16 protein-coding genes are annotated in these 19,162 nt (G+C 36.6%); all 16 read right to left on the bottom strand.

What is annotated here, in order from left to right; all coding sequences use genetic code 11:
• Position 1 precedes the first annotated feature (1 nt).
• Entirely contained in the window at positions 2–1,036 is a 1,035-nt protein-coding gene (gene hrcA, locus G6O70_RS08745; RefSeq protein WP_057868486.1) for a heat-inducible transcriptional repressor HrcA, read from the bottom strand.
• 94 nt (positions 1,037–1,130) lie between these two features.
• Positions 1,131–2,075, bottom strand: a complete 945-nt coding sequence (gene ribF / locus G6O70_RS08750; protein ID WP_057868487.1) for a riboflavin biosynthesis protein RibF — start codon at positions 2,073–2,075, stop codon at positions 1,131–1,133.
• A gap of 13 nt (positions 2,076–2,088) precedes the next feature.
• A complete protein-coding gene (gene truB, locus G6O70_RS08755) occupies positions 2,089–3,003 on the bottom strand; it encodes a tRNA pseudouridine(55) synthase TruB (protein WP_057868488.1) in 915 nt (304 codons plus the stop codon).
• 215 nt (positions 3,004–3,218) lie between these two features.
• Positions 3,219–3,575 carry a 30S ribosome-binding factor RbfA gene (gene rbfA, locus G6O70_RS08760; RefSeq protein ID WP_057868489.1) on the bottom strand — a complete coding sequence of 119 codons (357 nt, stop codon included), beginning with the start codon at positions 3,573–3,575 and terminating at the stop codon, positions 3,219–3,221.
• Between the two features lie 29 nt (positions 3,576–3,604).
• Entirely contained in the window at positions 3,605–5,980 is a 2,376-nt protein-coding gene (gene infB / locus G6O70_RS08765) for a translation initiation factor IF-2 (protein ID WP_057868490.1), read from the bottom strand.
• Positions 5,981–6,056: 76 nt separating this feature from the next.
• Positions 6,057–6,362, bottom strand: a complete 306-nt coding sequence (locus tag G6O70_RS08770; protein ID WP_057868491.1) for a L7Ae/L30e/S12e/Gadd45 family ribosomal protein — start codon at positions 6,360–6,362, stop codon at positions 6,057–6,059.
• Positions 6,352–6,654, bottom strand: a complete 303-nt coding sequence (rnpM, locus tag G6O70_RS08775; RefSeq protein WP_057868492.1) for an RNase P modulator RnpM — start codon at positions 6,652–6,654, stop codon at positions 6,352–6,354. Before rnpM ends, G6O70_RS08770 begins: the two co-directional genes overlap by 11 nt.
• Positions 6,655–6,685: 31 nt before the next feature.
• Positions 6,686–7,771, bottom strand: a complete 1,086-nt coding sequence (gene nusA, locus G6O70_RS08780) for a transcription termination factor NusA (protein WP_057868493.1) — start codon at positions 7,769–7,771, stop codon at positions 6,686–6,688.
• 22 nt (positions 7,772–7,793) lie between these two features.
• Positions 7,794–8,267, bottom strand: coding sequence for a ribosome maturation factor RimP (rimP, locus tag G6O70_RS08785; protein WP_057868494.1), 474 nt, complete (start codon positions 8,265–8,267; stop codon positions 7,794–7,796).
• Between the two features lie 146 nt (positions 8,268–8,413).
• Positions 8,414–12,754, bottom strand: coding sequence for a PolC-type DNA polymerase III (locus G6O70_RS08790; RefSeq protein WP_057868495.1), 4,341 nt, complete (start codon positions 12,752–12,754; stop codon positions 8,414–8,416).
• Between the two features lie 180 nt (positions 12,755–12,934).
• Positions 12,935–14,647 (bottom strand): proline--tRNA ligase, encoded by a 1,713-nt coding sequence (locus G6O70_RS08795; RefSeq protein WP_057868496.1) that lies wholly within the window; start codon positions 14,645–14,647, stop codon positions 12,935–12,937.
• 56 nt (positions 14,648–14,703) lie between these two features.
• Positions 14,704–15,987 carry an RIP metalloprotease RseP gene (gene rseP, locus G6O70_RS08800; protein ID WP_057868497.1) on the bottom strand — a complete coding sequence of 428 codons (1,284 nt, stop codon included), beginning with the start codon at positions 15,985–15,987 and terminating at the stop codon, positions 14,704–14,706.
• Between the two features lie 29 nt (positions 15,988–16,016).
• Entirely contained in the window at positions 16,017–16,802 is a 786-nt protein-coding gene (locus G6O70_RS08805; RefSeq protein WP_057868498.1) for a phosphatidate cytidylyltransferase, read from the bottom strand.
• Between the two features lie 6 nt (positions 16,803–16,808).
• Positions 16,809–17,588: an isoprenyl transferase gene (locus G6O70_RS08810; RefSeq protein WP_057868499.1), complete on the bottom strand. Its 780-nt coding sequence runs from the start codon at positions 17,586–17,588 to the stop codon at positions 16,809–16,811.
• A gap of 160 nt (positions 17,589–17,748) precedes the next feature.
• Positions 17,749–18,312 (bottom strand): ribosome recycling factor, encoded by a 564-nt coding sequence (gene frr, locus G6O70_RS08815; RefSeq protein ID WP_057868500.1) that lies wholly within the window; start codon positions 18,310–18,312, stop codon positions 17,749–17,751.
• Positions 18,313–18,315: 3 nt separating this feature from the next.
• Positions 18,316–19,038, bottom strand: coding sequence for a UMP kinase (pyrH, locus tag G6O70_RS08820; RefSeq protein ID WP_057868501.1), 723 nt, complete (start codon positions 19,036–19,038; stop codon positions 18,316–18,318).
• Positions 19,039–19,162: the final 124 nt, after the last annotated feature.

Consider the following 19,162-nt stretch of genomic DNA (forward strand, 5'->3'; position numbering starts at 1 on the left):
TCTAATCATCATAAAAACTGTAGTAATCTAATAATTTACGTGCCAACTCTTCTTGGAACGTCTGGACAAGCCCAATCATTTTTGAATAAGGCATATTTGTTGGGCCTAGTAGAGCTATTAGACCTTGTCCATGTTGTGCCACGTCGTAAGTAGTTGAAATCAAGCTATAATTACTCAATGAGCTATTAGTCAACTCATCACCAATCTTCACTTGAATAGTACCTGATGAATTACCAATTAGATTGCTGATATCTTCAGAGCGTTCAATTAAGGAATAGAGATCTTTAATTTGATTAACATCCGCTTCACCCACAAAATTTAGTAAATTCAACTTACCACTCACAAAGAATTGCTCACGTGCTGACCGTTCTAAGATATTCCCGAAAATATCAAGAAATCCTACAGGTCTTCGAACATAATGCAATAATAGAGGAATCGTCTCATGCAGTCTTTCAATCACCTGATCAAGGGGAAGGCCAACAATTCTGTCATTAATCACACGAATAACTGCCTCAATCTCATCGCCACCCAATCCTCTAGGAACATTAAAAAGTTGACTTTCAATGTTTCCATCACTGGTAACCAGCATCATCATTAATTGCTGATTGCCAACTGGAAGAACCTTAAAGCCTTGAAACTTAATGTTTTTTGTCTCGGGTTTAAAAGCAATCGCAGTATAGTTGGTCATATCAGAAAGTATTCTCGCAGACTCAGCAACAATTTCATCAATCTTGTAGAAATTGTTACCAAATGAAGAACGGATATCCTCCAGCTGTTCTTGATTAACAACATCAGGCTTAACGAGATTATCAATATAATAACGATAACCCTTCAAAGTGGGAACTCTGCCTGAAGAAGAATGTTCCTTGTTGATAAATCCCAAATGTTCCAGAGCAACCATCTCATTTCGGATAGTTGCCGAACTCACTTGCATTGGGAGCTGTTCACCCAAGGATTTCGAACCGACAGGTTTCCCAACAGTTGTGTACTCCTGAATTATTGCTTCAAGAATTAACAATTGTCTCTCAGTAAGCATTTCAATCACCTCAATTAGCACTTAATGTCCTAGAGTGCTAAGTCAATTATTAATATACAAGAACTACTCAAATAAGTCAAGAATTGACCACCAATTATCTTATCTTTTTAAAATAATTTCGTGTATTTTCCTCATCTTTTTCTAGTTGAGCTATTAATCCAGCTGGACCAGTATATTTGACTTGGCCTCTCAATTTATAGTACCAGTTAACTACTACATTTTCTCCATATACCATTTGCGAGAAATCAAGCAAATTAATCTCAAGCGTCACTTTTCTGCCTTCTCCAAAAGTCTCATTTCGTCCAATTGACGCCATTCCCAAAACGTTTTTGCCGATAATTTCAACCTTAACAACATATATTCCTTCTGCAGGCAACATTTCTTGTGTATTAACCGCAACGTTAATTGTTGGAAATCCAAGTTTGCGTCCTCTTTGTTCACCATGAACAACTTTGCCATTGTTTTGATAATGATAGCCCAAAAGTTCGTTTGCACACTTAATATCTCCACATAAAAGTGCCTTACGGATTCGTGTCGAACTAATTTTTTGCTCCTTATCATTCAAATGTTTTACTTTAATGATTTCAAATCGATTCTTTGCATACTTAGGAAGAATTTGCATATTTGCAATATTTTTTTTACCATATGTGTAGTCTGAACCAGCGACAATTGCCCGTGCATTCAATCCTACCATATATTTATCAACAAATTCTTGTGGTCCCATTTTAACCAGTAAGTCATTCAAAGAAACTACATACATAATATCAGCACCTAATGACTCAAACAATTTATTTTTTTGCCCTAAAGTCGTCAAATACTTGATGTCTTGCGGTTTTACCCCCTTGAATGGAATGGAAGGATGCATGTCTAATGTCATTACAGCCAGTTTGACATTATGCTTTTTTGCTTCGCTTTTTGCTCGCTGTATAACGGCCTGATGTCCACGATGTACACCATCGAAAAATCCTAGTGCCAAAACAACATCTCCTGTTGGCAGGATCGACTTATTAAAAGGTTCTGCTAAATTGATTACTTGCACTTTTTACTCTCCTCTAAGTTAAATCAATCATTTGTTCAGGTTGATATCTTTTTTCATCTTCATTATAGCGATAGATACATCGAGCTTCATCTCGGTACATCAAAACTATTTGTTTAACTATTTTTGTATCACTAATTTCACTCGGCAATAAAAAACCGCCATTTTTCACAATTTTCCATTGTTGCTCGTCTAACTCAACATGAAAGTACTTTTGTAAAGCATAATCGACTGGATAAAGACGACTTTCAAGACTGCCGTCTTCTGCAGCCTGAGCTAACTCACTGATTTTAATAGTTTGTCCAACTGTGAAACCTCCACTGAATAAACGAGATAAATCAGACATAACGGCCGGAACACCTAACTTTTTGCCTAAGTCAACAGCTAAGGTTCTGATGTACGTCCCTTTTCCACACCCAACCTCAAAGTAGATCTTTTGATAACCACTTTCTTGATTAAAAATTGTTGTCTTAGTTTGTTTGAAATATTCAATATGAATATTTCTTTTAGGGCGTTCTACCGGATCACCGGCTCGAGCATAATCATAGAGTCTGCGACCCTTGACCTTAATTGCAGAATACATTGGCGGAATTTGAACCAAGTCGCCAGTTAACTCTCTCATTTTATCATTAATTTCCTCACTAGTGAACGGTTTAAGCAATGCTCTTTTTTCAACAGTTTCACCATCCAAATCTTCAGTTGTTGTTGAAAATCCGAGTGTGATTTCACCAATATATACTTTACCTGAATCCATCAAATAATTAACGACTTTTGTTGCCTTACCCACACAAATGGGTAATACTCCATCAACATTCGGGTCAAGTGTGCCACTATGGCCAATTCGTCTCATTTTAAAAATCTTTCTACATTTGAAAACACAGTCCGTACTCGTCATCCCACGCTCTTTATATATTGGAATAATTCCGTTCATTTTCATCCTCCAAGTACTTTAAGTTTACTAAAAAGAAAAAAGCTGTAACAAAACAAACGCTTTGTGGCAGCCTCTTTCTTTTAAATACATTTCAAAAGTCACTTTAGATATTTTTAACTATTAAAAATACTGTAACTATACTCGTAGTTACATGATAACGTATATTTTTTTGACTTTTGATATGCTTTTTTCATAGCCATCAATGCTCAAAAACCTTAGTCCTCGGAATGGTTTAACTTATTCAAAAGCTCGTCAATATGGTCACCATATTGAACTGAGCGATCGCGTTCAAAAATCAACTCAGGAGTTACATAAATGCTTAATCTTGCGCCTAACTCCCTACGAATCAATCCTTTAGCTTTCTCTAAACCTATCTGTGTCTTTTCTCCATCAGATGCAAGCTCAGACAAGATACTGTAATAGATAGTTGCTTGCTGTAAATCACCCGTAACCTCAACTCCTGTAATTGTAATTCCTTGGACTCGTGGATCACGGACTCTTTTCATCAAAATATCTGTTACTTCTCGTTGGATTTCTTGAGATAAACGACCAACACGATAATTTTGTGCCATTGCGTCTCCTCCGTTTAATTCATATTTAATTATTCGACTGGAACCTCTTCCATAACAAATGCTTCAATCTGGTCTCCAATCTTGATATCATTGTATTTTTCAATCATGATACCACATTCAAATCCTTGTTTGACTTGCTTTACATCATCCTTGAAACGCTTCAAGGATGCAAGTTTACCTTCATAAATAACAATTCCATCACGAATCACACGAACACCACTGTCACGTTGGATATAACCGTCAGTTACATAACCACCACCGATTGTTCCAACCTTAGAAACTTTGTATGTCTCACGAATTTCAACCTGACCAATAATCTTTTCTTCAAAGACTGGTTCAAGCATTCCCTTCATAGCTGTTTCGATTTCATCAATTGCCTGATAAATAACACGATGCAAACGAATATCAACACTGTCACTTTCAGCTTGTGACTTAGCCTGTGGCGTTGGACGAACATTGAATCCTACGATAATAGCATTTGATGCCTCAGCAAGAGTTACATCACTTTCATTGATAGCACCAGCTGCCTGGTGAATGATATTAACTCGAACTCCTTCAACTTCAATCTTCTGCAAACTACCAGCAAGTGCCTCAACAGAACCCTGAACATCAGCTTTAATAATAACATTAACCTCTTTCAATTCACCTTCCTTAAGTGAATCAAATAAGTTATCCAATGTAACATGCTGAATATTACTGTGCTCTTTCAATAATGCACGCTTGGCACGTTCTTCACCCGCAGCACGTGCAGTTTTCTCATCACTAAAGACAATGAAGCGGTCACCTGAATCTGGAACTTCATTTAACCCTGTAATTTCAACTGGAGTAGCTGGTAAAGCTTTTGCAATCTGTTGTCCCTTGTCGTTAATCATTGTACGAACACGGCCAAAAGTATTTCCAACAACAATTGGATCACCAACATGCAACGTTCCTTGTTGAACCAATAATGAAGCAACCGTTCCTTTTCCCTTATCCAAACGAGCTTCAATAACAGAACCAGCCCCATGTTGCTTAGGATTTGCACGCAACTCAAGAACTTCAGCTTGCAATAAAATCATATCCAATAATTCATCAAGATTCTTACCAAATTTTGCTGATAATTCAACAAAAATTGTTTCCCCACCCCAATCTTCAGGGATAAGTTCATATTCAGTTAATTGTTCCATTACATGATTTGGATTTGCACCTGGCTTATCAATCTTATTAACGGCAACAATAATTGGAACTTCTGCAGCTTTAGCATGGTTAATCGCCTCAATTGTTTGTGGCATTACACCATCATCTGCAGCAACAACAAGTACCGTAATATCAGTAATATCTGCTCCACGTGCGCGCATGTTAGTAAACGCTGCATGTCCCGGAGTATCTAAGAACGTAATTGTCTTGCCATCATGTTTGACCTGGTAAGCACCAATATGCTGTGTAATCCCGCCAGCTTCACCATCAGTAACATGCGTGTGGCGCAATTTATCAAGCAATGTTGTCTTACCATGGTCAACATGACCCATAATTGTTACAACAGGAGGACGCGCTTCAAGATGCTTTGTGTTTCCTTGCTCATCTTCAAAGAACTTATCAATATCAGCAACATCAACTTCAACTTTTTCTTCTGCTTTCATACCGTAATCATCAGCCAAGACTTCAATTGTATCCTTGTCCAAAGATTGATTCTGATTAACCATTACACCCATCATGAACAATTTCTTGATAATTTCTGCTGGTTCACGGTGAATCTTCTTAGCTATATCGGCGACATTCATCCCTACTGTATACACAAGGGTTTCTGGTAACGGCCTGTCCTTACGTGGTGGAACAGCTGGTTTCTTACTCTCTTGATAGCGACTATTCTTTCTATTTCTACGTTTTTTCTTATTACTAAATTTATTTTGCGAATTAGAATTTTGGTTGAATCTATTTTGTCCAAAATTATTAGAACGCGTATTATTATTAGATTTATTTTCAAAACGTGGGTTGCTTTTTCTAGCAGAACTGTTTGCGTTTGAGCTTTGCTGGTTACTTGTTGTTTGGTTCCTATTATTTTGAGTACTATTTCCTTGTGGTCTGTTACTTTGTTGAGCTTTATTATTACTATGCTGAACTTTATTATTGTGGTTAGTTGTTTTATTTTGAATTGGTCCGGCCTCTTTACTATTATTATTTCTTTGAGAACGTTTTGGTTCATTTGAAATTTTCGAATTTTTCGATTCATTTACTGCAGGTTTTTTTGCAGTACTTACCTTGTCTGTAGTTTGTTTAAGTGCCTCTTTCACCTGACGTTCTTCATTGTCTCCAATGGTCGACATGTGATTATTAACGGCAAAGCCTTTTTTCCTAGCCGTTTCAATTACAACTTTGCTACTGACATTCAATTCCTTTGCTAACTCATAAATTCGCTTTTTTCCCATGTATTCACGCTCCAATCTCAACTATACAATTTATATCACTACAGACTGTATAGTCCAAACCTTTATGGTAAAAGTATCAACTCAACAGCATCATAATTTTCTTACTAAAACCTAAATCATCAATTGCAAGCACAGTTCTATTTGCTCCAATTGCTAAACTAAGTTCTTGATGCGTAAAATCACAATTAATATCAACTTGATAGCTTTTACACTTGTCTACAAACTTCTTTTTAGTTCTTTCTGAACCATCGCTGGCAACAAAAACAATTTGTGTATTTTGTGTCCTAATTTTCTTAAGAACACCCTCTTCACCAGTAGTTAACTTACCAGCTCTTCTAGCAAGTCCAAGCATCTGTAGGACCCTTTGTTTTTTATCGAGCATCGCCAAAAAGCTCCCTGCGTGCTGCTTGATGATCAACAAACGCGACTAATTCATCATAAAACTCGTCGGGAACTTTTACCCCGAAAGCCTTATTAAATGTATGTTCTTCCTTTGCTTTTTTGGCTACCGCAACCTCTAGTGAGATATATGCTCCACGTCCTGGTTTCTTACCAGTGGGATCAATACTAACCTCGCCCTCCTTATTTTTCACAATTCGTACGAGTTCTTTTTTGGGTTTCATTTCCCCCAGAACAATATCCTTACGCATAGGTATTTTGCGTTGCTTTACCATCTAATCATCTCCTTTGTTCAAAAAATTGTAATTAATCTTCGTCAGTATTAGTGATTGTATTATCTGAAGCATCAGAAATTTTTGCAAATTCTGATTCAGATTTGATATCTATTTTGAAGCCTGTTAATTTAGCTGCTAAACGTGCATTCTGTCCTCTTTTACCAATTGCAAGAGACAACTGATTATCCGGCACAATCACAGTACAAGCACGTTCGTTCTCAGGATTGAACTGCACATCAATAACTTCAGCAGGGTTAAGTGCATTACTAATAAACTCAGCAGGATTATCACGCCACTCAACAACATCCATATTTTCACCTTTAAGTTCATTAACAATTGTTTGAATTCTCTCACCGCGTGGACCAACACATGTACCAACCGGATCAACGCCATCAGTATGTGAACGTACAGCAACCTTAGCACGATCTCCAGCTTCACGTGCAATCGAAATAATTTCAACAGTTCCATCAAAAATCTCAGGAATCTCCTGTTCAAACAATCTCTTTAACAAATCTGGATGGGAACGGCTCACAAAAACTTGAGGTCCCTTTGAAGTATTCTCAACTTTATAAATATATACTTTAATACGATCGTGTGACTTATATTCTTCACCAGGAATCTGATCTTGATGAGATAATACGGCTTCGACTTTACCAAGGTTCACATAGACATAGCGATGATCATGGCGCTCAACTTCACCGGTTACGATCTCATTTTCATACTGAATATATTCGTCGTAAACAATTCCGCGTTCTGCTTCTCGTACACGCTGCATAATAACCTGTTTAGCAGTTTGTGCAGCAATTCGTCCGAAATTTTTAGGTGTTACTTCAAATCTAATTGTATCGCCAATTTCATATGCACGATTAATTTGAGTTGCTTCCTCAAGACTCACCTCAAGTCGTGAATCAAAGACCTCAGAAACAACTTCTTTAACTGCAAAAATGTGAATATCGCCACGTGTTTTGTTGAACTCAACTTCAACATTTTGTGCTTGTCCATAGTTACGCTTATAAGCCGAAACAAGAGCTGCTTCAAGTGCTTCTAAAACAACATCTTTCTTGATTCCCTTCTCGACTTCCAATGCATCTAATGCATTTAGTAATTCCTTACTCATCTGAATTTTCTCCTTAACAAATCTAAAATTTAACAGCTAATCTTGCTTTTGCAATTTTATCACGCGGTATCTGAATCTCTCTTCGTCGCGCTTTATCCATATATTCGAGTTTCAAATAACTCTCTGTCAGCTCAGTCAGTACACCTTCAAAGATCTTTGACCCTGCGAGTTGCTGATAAAGCGAAACATGGATATATTTATCTAATGCCCGCTCATAATCGCTTTCCTTTTTTAACGGTCTTTCCGCACCTGGTGAAGAAACTTCAAGATAATAAGCCTGTTCAATAGGATCTGGATCACATTCATCCAATTTTTCACTTAACTTATCACTTATCAATGCACATTCTTCGATATTAATACCTTTATCTTTATCAACAAAGACTCTTAGATACCAATTTTTTCCCTCTTTAACAAATTCAATATCTACCAATTCGAAATTGCCAGCATCCAAAATTGGTGTGACCAATTCAGTCACTGTTTCAACTACAGTACTCACAAGTCAACCTCCTTTTTATTAATTCAAAGTACAGCCTCAGTGGTTGCAATAAAAAGAGCGAGCATCACTGCTCACTCCTAACGAGTTACTTAATTACACAAGTATTATACCATGAAAAATATACTTTGACAAATAAACACTTAATGTCAAAATAATGATTCAAATAAGCTCAATTGATTTTCATCGGGTAACTCATCAAGTACATGATTTTCTGTCATAAACTCGATTAAAGTCTTAGAAACCTTACCTCGTTTTGCTAAATCTTCTTTTGAAAGAAATTCCTTTTCTTCACGGGCTGCTACAATCTGCTTAGCAACATTCGTCCCTAAACCTGGCATCGCATTAAAAGGCGCAATCAGTGTCTTACCATCAATTAGCCAGTCAGAAACAGCAGAATGATGCAAATCAACCATCTTGAATTGATAACCGCGCTCAATCATCTCATTAGCAATCTCAAGTACTGTTAATAAATTTTTTTCCTTAGTTGAGGCATCCATTCCCTTATCATTTATTTCTTTCATTGCTGCTTTAACTGTCTCACTGCCACGAGACATTGCAACAAGATCGAAATCATCTGCCCTCACACTAAAATATGCAGAATAATATACTAATGGGAAATATACCTTAAAGTAAGCAATTCGCAAAGCCATCAAAACATATGCAGCAGCATGTGCTTTAGGAAACATGTACTTTATTTTAAGACAAGCATCAATATACCATTCTGGTACTTTTGCTTCACGCATCTCCGCTTGCCAATCATCGGGAATTCCTTTTCCTTTACGCACACTCTCCATAATTTTAAAGGCACGATCGGCTTCAACTCCCATATGAATCAAATCCATCATAATATCGTCACGACAACCAATAACTTCAGGCATCGTAACAGTACCATTCTTTATTAATTCTTCTGCATTGCCAAGCCAGACATCTGTTCCATGTGAAAGCCCTGAAATCTTAAGTAGTTCTGCAAATGTCTTAGGTTTAGTTTCTTCAAGCATTCCTCTAACAAATCTTGTCCCAAACTCCGGAATTCCAAGTGTTCCTGTGTTTGAGCCAATCTGATCAGAAGTTACACCTAAAATATCAGTTCCTGAAAAAAGCTTCATCACACCTGGGTCATCTGTTGGAATTGATTGGGGATTAATTCCTGATAAATCTTGTAACATTCTGATCATCGTTGGATCATCATGACCAAGAATATCGAGTTTTAGAATATTATCATGAATTGAATGAAAATCAAAATGCGTTGTTTTCCAAGTTGCTGACAAATCATCAGCTGGATATTGAATAGGCGTAAAATCATAAATATCCATGTAATCAGGTACAACCAAAATACCAGCTGGATGTTGCCCAGTTGTACGCTTTACGCCCGTTGCTCCTTTGGCTAGGCGATCAACTTCTGCCCCACGAAATATTTGCTCAGTATCACGTTCGTAGGCTTTAACATAACCGTAAGCTGTCTTATCGGCAACTGTACCAATTGTTCCGGCTCGAAAAACATTATTTTCACCAAAAAGTACCTTCGTGTAGTTATGTGCAATTGGTTGATAATCACCAGAAAAATTTAAATCTATATCTGGTACCTTATTTCCATAAAATCCTAAGAAGGTCTCAAAAGGAATATCTTGTCCATCCTTAATCAGCTTGGTTTTACAGTTTGGACAATCCATATCGGGTAAATCAAACCCTGATCCATACTCACCTTTTTCGTAAAATTTGCTCCATCTACACTTTGGGCAACGATAATGTGGTGGTAAAGGATTGACCTCGGTTATTCCTGTCATAGTAGCCGTCAAGCTGGAACCAACAGAGCCACGGGAACCTACTAAATAGCCATCTTTGTTAGATTTAAAAACTAATTTCTGTGAAATCAGATAAATTACCGAGAAGCCATTCCCTATGATACTCTTAAGCTCCTTATCTAATCGTGCCTGAACAACAGCTGGAAGGTCATCCCCATAAAGTTCATGTGCTTTATTAAGTGCGAGACTTCGAATTTCATCTTCAGCACCTTCCATTTTTGGTGTGTATAACTTGTCTTTAACAGGTGAAATATCATCAACCATCTCAACTATTTTTTGCGGATCATTCACTACTACTTTTTGTGCTCTTTTTTCACCCAAAAAACTCAAATCTTCAAGCATTTCATCTGTTGTTCTAAAGTGTGCATCTGGCAATTCTTTCAAACGGTTAAGTGGATTAGCTCCAGCTTGAGAATGAATTAAAATCTTACGGTAAATTGCATCTTCTTTGTTTAGAAAATGAACATCACCAGTCGCAGCAACTGGCATCTTTAGCTCTTCACCCAAATCAACCATATTCTTAATGATTGTCTCCAAGTTCTGATTATCTTTAATCATTTCTTGCTCAATCAATGGTTCATACAACGGTTTTGGCTGAATTTCTAAGTAATCGTAAAAACGTGCTTTTTTCTTGGCCTCATCAAAACCTTTTTGCATCATTGCCACAAAAACTTCCCCACTCGAACAAGCGGAACCGACTAGAAGTCCTTCACGATACTTCGTAAGTTCTGACCTTGGAATTCGTGGTACACGGTAATAATATTTAACCATTGATAACGAGGCCAATTTAAATAAGTTCTTTAACCCTGCTTGGGTTTGGGCAATAATCGTAGCATGGAATGGAAATCCATGCTTGTATGCATCAACCTCGCCCGCATGCTTATTAAAGTCATCATGAAACTCAATTTTAAATTGTTCTCCTGCTTCTTTAAGCATTGCAAAATAGATATATCCGGTTGCTTCCGCATCAAAAATTGCACGATGATGATGTTCTAGATCAACATTAAGCATCTTAGCCAGACGATTTAGACGAAAACTTTTGAGTTCTGGGTACAATAGACGTGCTAATGGCAGCGTATCAACCCATGGGTTTTCAATCTTCGGCAGGTCATGACGTGCATAACCAATATTCATAAAATCGACATCAAAAGTTGCATTATGTCCTACGATAATACTATTTTCACAAAAAGCTTGAAATAATTTAAAAACTTCTTTTTCAGGCTTAGCATTCTCTCTAATCATGTCATCAGTAATACTGGTCAAATTAATGGTTGTTTGTGATAAGGGATGACCTGGATCAATAAACATATCAAAACTTTCTAAAACATTTCCTTGTTTCATCTTAACAGCTGCAAGTTCAATGACTTTATCAAAACGCGCAGATAAACCTGTTGTCTCAGTATCAAAGACCACATATGTGGCATCCTTCAAATTAACATGTTTTTCATTATAGGCAATAGGAATACCATCATCTACAACATTAGCTTCCACACCATAAAGAATCTTAACACCATTTTTCTTTCCAGCGGCATGGGCTTCAGGAAAGGCTTGAAGCGTACTGTGGTCTGTCACGGCAATTGCCTTTTGCCCCCATTTTGCAGCTTGTTCAATATAATCAGTAATATTATTAGTTGCATCCATCATACTCATGTTTGTATGGACATGAAGTTCTGAGCGTTTTTGATCCTCAGGCGCTGTGTCTTTGCGAACTTCATGAGAAATCTGATTAATATCATAGGCATTAATTGCAAGATCGCGCATAAAACTATCTTCTTGAACGCTTCCTCGAATTCTCGCCCATTGACCTTCAGCAATTGCATCAAAACAAGCCTCATCTTCTTCATTTCGCGAAAACTTTTTCACGATGATTGAGGAACTATAGTCAGTTATTTTTAAAATTAATAATTTTCGTGAAGAACGCAATGTTCGAATCTCTTTATCAAAAATATATCCTTGAACAATAACCGAACGTTCTTCTTCAGTAATATTAGCCATCTGAGTGATTTCGTTTTTATCGTCAATCTTTTTTCCCATAACGACTAATCCTTCAATTTTAGGTAGGACCTTTTCTTGCTTTTGCTGATTTTGCTGTTGAATTGCTTGAATTGCTTTTTGCGCTAGTTGCTCATCATCTTTTGCCTTTTGAGCCTTGAATTCAGCAATTTTCTTTTGTGATTTTGATTCATCAATTATTGTGTGAATTGCAAATTTTGGGAAACCAACTTGGCGATAAGTTTCTTCAATTGGTCCCAACGCCTGGTTGACAAGAAATTGTTTTAAAATCTCATTTTCAGCTTCAAGAATCACTCTTTGGTCATCCAAATAGGGTACTTTGCCAAAAGTCAGTTCTTGCACAAATGGTGATGTAACCCCACAGTGTTTGAGTACCCAATTCCAATATTCGCCAAGCTTTCTTTTATTCATTTGCGGTTTTTCAACATCAAAAGAAATTTGAACATGAGCAATATTTCTAAAGCTTTCTTCTAATCTCTGTGAAAATTCTTCAAATAGCGGCAATGGCCAAATATCATCTGTTTTAAATGTAAAGTCCCATCTTTGTGAAAGATGATGTAGTTCCACATTCTCAATTTGAGTGCTATCAAAAATTATTTTTTCTTCATCTTTTATATTCCAATTCAATTGCAGAAGTAATTTTTGAAATAATGTTTTCTTATCAATTCCCAAATTGACCTTCCTTTCTTTTCACAATTACGCTAAAAGTTATAATATCTAGATTTTAGCACCAAAAGTAACTATCTGTAAAAAATCATAATACGAGTTACTAAAAATTAAAATACAAAAGACGAAAGCGATAAAAAGAAATCACCTCCGTCTTCTATTCAAACAAAGCAACCCTCATTTAAATTAAACTTCTTTTTCTGATAGTAAGATACTAATTGCATTTTGCAATTCTTCTTGACGAACTTCAACCGTTTCGCCATTACGCCGCAGCTTGACCTCAACTATGCCTTCTTCAGCTTTCTTACCAATTGTTACTCTAACAGGTAATCCCATCAAATCTGAATCAGCAAATTTAACACCAGCACGCTCTTTGCGATCATCCACTAAAACACTGTATCCTGCATGTTGCAAATCAGACGTAACCTCATCTGCTAATTTAGCTTGTACTTCATTTTTAGAATTAATTGGGACAACATGGATGTCAAAAGGAGCAATTGCCCGTGGCCAAATTATTCCATTCTCATCACTATTTTGCTCAATAATAGCTGACAAAAGCCGCGACACCCCGATACCATAACAACCCATAATTACTGGGATTTGACGCCCATTTTTGTCAAGTATATTTGCTTTTAAAGAATCAGAGTAGCGTGTTCCCAACTTGAAAATATGACCAATTTCAATTCCCCTAGTAAACTTTAAAGATCCTTGTCCATCTGGAGATGGTTCACCTTCATGAACCGTCCGCAAATCAACATAATCATCAACTTCATAATCTCTGGGTGCATTCACGTTGATAAAATGATATCCATCTTCATTAGCTCCGCAAATTCCATTACTCATTTTTTCAACATCAATATCTGCGACAACTCGCAAATTCTTCGAAATTCCAACTGGTCCGACTGAACCAAAATCAGCTCCAAGAATCTTTATCGTTTCTTCTTCAGTTGCCATTCTAAGTTCTTTTGCACCTAAAAAATTTTTTAATTTAACTTCATTAAGTTCATCAATACCCCTGAGTAAAACAATCGTAGGTTCCTCGTCAACATATAACAAAAGTGTTTTCAAAATATTTTCAACTGTTGTGTCAAGAAACTTAGCTACTTCTTCGACAGTTTTTGCATTTGGGGTTGCCGTTTTCTTCAAGTCTCGTTTACTTTCATGTGATGTCTTAGCAACTCTTAAATTCTTTGCCATTTCCAAATTTGCAGCATAATCACTTCCATCGGAGTATACAATTGTATCCTCTCCGATATCAGCAATTGCCATATATTCCTTAGAATCATTTCCTCCCATGGCACCGGCATCACCAATTATTGAACGAAAATTTAAACCACAACGCTCAAAAATTTTTTGATAAGCACCTTCCATTTGATTATAGACAGTATCTAAACTATCTTGTGTTGCATGGAATGAGTAGCCATCAAACATTAAAAATTCGCGACCGCGCAACAATCCAAAACGAGGACGATTTTCATCACGATATTTCATTTGAATTTGATATAAATTTAACGGCAATTTTTTGTATGACTTAATTGAATCCCTAATTACTGAAGTAAAGGTTTCTTCATGTGTTGGTCCCAAAATAAAGTCACGCTCATGTCTATCCTTGAGTTTAAACATTGCTGGTCCATATGTTTCATATCTACCAGACTCTTGCCAAAGTTCAGCTGGGATAACAGCAGGTACAAGCATTTCTACTGCATCAATTGCATCCATTTCTTCACGAATGATTTGTTGTATCTTCGTTAAAACTTTATGTGCAAGTGGTAGGTATGCATACATGCCTGCCGTTATTTGTTTAACATAACCAGCGCGAAGCATCAATTTATGGCTGAGTGCTTCTGCATCACTTGGTACTTCTTTAATAGTAGGTACCAAAATTTTTGATTGTTTCATAACTAATCCCCTTTTTAAACAAACTCCGTACATCACTAAGTACTACTAATATATTCTTAGTTAAAAAAATAACGATGAATATCATTCCAAGTTACCAACACCATTAACAGCATTAAAAAGCCAAAACCAATTAAAGTAATAATTCCCTCTTTTTCAGGTGATAATGGTTTTCTTCTGATTGCTTCTATGATGTTCAAAATTATCTTCCCACCATCTAATGCTGGGATAGGAAAAAGATTTACAATTCCTAAATTAATCGAAAGAAATGCTAGCAGACTGATCACACTCGTCAAACCATATTGTGCTGCTTCAGAGGTATAGGAGTATATTGCAACCGGTCCACCAAAATCATTTAAACTAAACCCATGTGTAAAAATACCGCCAATTGCTGCGAACAAAGCCAACATTGTCGTCCAAGTCTTTGTAAATCCATAGGTTGCAATTGCCATAAATGAAGAATCAGTATGCGTTTTGGCTGTGATTCCAATTAGTCCAATTTTTTTACCATTTTGATTCTGAACTTTAGGTGTCAACGCAACAGTTTTTTCTTGATTATCACGACTATAAGTCACATTAATTTTTTTATTGGGAGAAGCATTTACGTAAGATGAAAGTTTCACCCAACTAGTAGTTTTATGTCCATTAACAGCAACAATTTCATCGCCAACCTTCAATCCTGCTTTTTTGGCCACAGAACTTGTAGCAAATCCACCGATCTTTGTAGAATTTTCTGAAGTTATCACTCCGCCCTGGATAACTGCAACAAGAGTAAAAGCAATAATTGTCAAAATGAAATTATTAAGCGGACCTGCAAAATTTGTAAGCATTCTTTGCCAAAGTTTTGCTGATTGAAATTGAACATCGATTGGAGCAATTCTAACCTTTGTTCCATCTTCTTCAATAATTGAAGCATCATGCGAAACCGAAAAACGACGATACTTATCTTCCTCGCCATTTTCATATCCTTCGATCCAAAGCTCTTTTTCAAGATCCCATTTCACAATTTCAACCGGTATCCCAGAAATTAAAGTCTTCTTTTTGCTCGCATTAATTGTTTCAACTACATTATCTTGGTTCAAAAGCAAACTAACTGTAGTACCTGGTTTCAGTGAATCATCATCGTCCTCAAGTCCTGCCATTCGAACATATCCACCTAAAGGAAGAATTCGCACTGTATAGGTCGTACCATTTTTTTGATGTGCAAAAATTTTTGGCCCCATGCCAATTGAAAATTCGCGTACTAAAATACCGGCACGCTTTGCAAAATAGAAATGTCCAAATTCATGAACAACTACCAGAATCCCAAAAACAATAATAAACGTCACAATTGTAATTAGCATGTTAGCTTCCTTTCAGTATAAAACGATTTTCAAATTAAGCCGATAAAATGTGCAACCGGTAAAACAAACAGTAAAGAGTCAAAGCGATCTAAAATTCCTCCATGACCAGGTAAAATACGTCCAGAGTCTTTGACCCCATAAAAGCGTTTCAATGCTGACTCAACTAGATCACCAACTTGACCAACAATTGATAAAACTAATGTTATCAGTAATATTGATAAAAAGCTCACCCCTTGTGGATAAAGTAGTGTGAACCCACCAGCAATTACCATTGCAATTATCACACCACCAACTGAGCCTTCCCATGTTTTGTTGGGACTAATATGTGGTGCCAGCTTATTTTTACCTAATTTTCGTCCGACCATATATGCGCCACTATCAGTAGACCAAACTATTAACAATAAATAAAAAACAGTTGAAATCCCCACAGTTCTAGCTTGCATCAAATAATGAAATCCCACAGATGCATAAATTGTTCCTAGAATCAACATCCCTGCATCGTCAAAAGAAAAGCGATTTTTTGTAAATACAGTGTATGTCAATAGCATCAATACAAAGAAATAAAAAATAGTAAATTGTGTTGTATCACTAGGTAAAAACGTCAGCCAGTTTTGAGGAATAAGTACCGCCAAAGCTGCCAACATTGAAATAACAGCTTCTGGAGATACTAATAACTTTTTACGCATTATTAGAATTTCAGACAATGCAACTAGACCAAGTAGGATAGCTAATATATCAAATGCTACTCCACCTATCCATACTAGAGGAACAAAAACGATTAGAGCAACTACTGCCGTAATTACACGTTGTTTCATGATTGATTACCCTTTCTTCAGACCGCCAAAACGACGATCACGTTTCTGATATTCTATAATATTCTCGCACAAATCTTCAGGTGTATAATCAGGCCATAAAACATCACTGAAAATGAACTCACTATACGCAAGTTGCCAAAGTAAAAAATTAGAGATTCTTTGTTCACCACTCGTGCGAATCAACAAATCAGGATTTGCCAATTTTTTTAAATTACTCGTCATTAATGTATCTGAAATCAAGCTCTCATCAATTGAATCAGCTACTAATTCCTTTTTTTGAACCTTCATTGCTAAAGTTCTAACCGCAGCCACTATCTCATCTCGGCCTCCATAATTAATGGCAAAATTCAGAATCATTCCTGTACAATGGCTTGTTTGAGCAATTGCTCGATTAACTGCAGCTAAAGTCTCAGCTGGAAGTTCGTTTAATTCTCCCATTGCATTGACCTGAATATTATTCTCAATTAATTCAGGAACGAAAGTATCAAAGAAAGTAATTGGTAGGCTCATTAAAAATTCAACTTCTTTTTTTGGTCGTTTCCAATTTTCTGTCGAAAAGGTATACAGTGTTAAAACCTTAACACCAAAGTTACTTGCCGCCTTAGTAATCTCTTTAACAGTCGTCAAAGCACTCTTATGCCCTGCAATTCTTGGTAAGTGTTTTTTTTGGGCCCAGCGTCCATTACCATCCATAATAATAGCAATATGCTGAGGAATGCGGGTCTCATCGATTTTCTGAACTGTTTCCCTCAGAACATTATTATTTTTAATAAATTTTGAGAACAAGAGTTCACCTCCACTAAAGTTCAAAACTTATTTTAACAAAAAAGTAACAACGGAGCAAAAAGCACTGCTACCTTGGAAATTGATTAATGAAAAAATAAATATCAATCATAAATTTCCAGCATGCAACTCCGTTGTACCTTGTGACTACCTACACTGTCGGTTAAACATCAAGAATTTCTTTTTCCTTTTCAGCTTGAATTCCATCAATGCTCTTTACTGAAGAATCCGTAAGCTTCTGTGCTTGCTCTTCCAGATTATGTAAATCATCTTCAGTTAAATCACCATTTTTTTGTGCTTTTTTAAGTTCATCAATTGCATCTCGACGAATGTTTCGAATTGCTATTTTTGCCTTTTCAGCTTCAGCTTTAACTTCTTTTGCAATTTCTTTGCGTCGTTCTTCAGTTAATTGTGGGATTACCAAGCGAATTGCTGAACCATCATTAGCAGGTGAAATCCCTAAATCAGAAGCTAAAATTGCATGTTCAATATCCTTAAGTGAAGATTTATCATAAGGTGTTACAAGTAAAACACGGGCCTCCGGAATTGAAATTTGAGCAATCTGATTTAACGGTGTTGGTGCACCATAATACACTACCGTGATTCTATTTAAGAGACTAGCATTTGCTCGGCCGGCACGAATATTTCCAAGCTCTCTTTGTAAAGCTTCTTGTGCCTTTGTCATTTTTTCCTGCGCTTTTTTTAAAACTGGATCGTTTATTTTCATTGCTTATTTTCCTTTCACTGTTGTCCCAATTGATTCACCTTTAACCACTCTTTGAATATTACCGCGTTCGTTCATATTAAATACCACCAAAGGAATATCGTTATCCATGGACAGAGACGAAGCAGTTGTATCCATAACCTGTAACCCTTTATTAATAATATCGAGGTGTGTTAGTTCTGAAAATTTAACAGCTGATTGATCTTTTAGTGGATCGGCAGAATAGATGCCATCTACTCCATTTTTAGCCATTAAAATAACGTCTGCATTAATCTCTGAAGCACGTAAAGCAGCTGTCGTATCTGTTGAAAAATATGGGGATCCTGTTCCTGCAGCAAATATAACTATTCTATCCTTTTCAAGATGTCGAATTGCTTTCCGTCTAATATAAGGTTCCGCGATTTGACGCATCTCAATTGAGGTCTGCACACGAGTTGGTACATCTAATGACTCCAAATTATCTTGAAGTGCAAGAGCGTTCATTACAGTGCCTAACATACCAATGTAATCTGCTTGTGATCTTTCCATCCCCATCTGAGCTCCGGCTTCACCACGCCACATATTACCACCACCAACAACGATAGCAATCTGAACACCTAAAGCATAAACTTCCTTAATTTCTTCAGCAACTTTCCGAATTTCTAAAGGGTTAATTCCTGTTTTTTGATTGCCTGCAAGAGCCTCTCCACTTAATTTCAATATCACACGTTTGTACTTTACCTCTGTCATGATGGTCCTCCTATAGTTATCATTTATATGTCATACTTGGGTACACTCATAGATTATTTTATCATACTTGAGCAGTATTGAATATCTCAAAAAAGTCATTCATTGTATATAAATAGGGGTATCA

Origin of the sequence: Liquorilactobacillus hordei DSM 19519, assembly GCF_019443985.1 — a bacterium.
Lineage (GTDB): Bacteria > Bacillota > Bacilli > Lactobacillales > Lactobacillaceae > Liquorilactobacillus > Liquorilactobacillus hordei.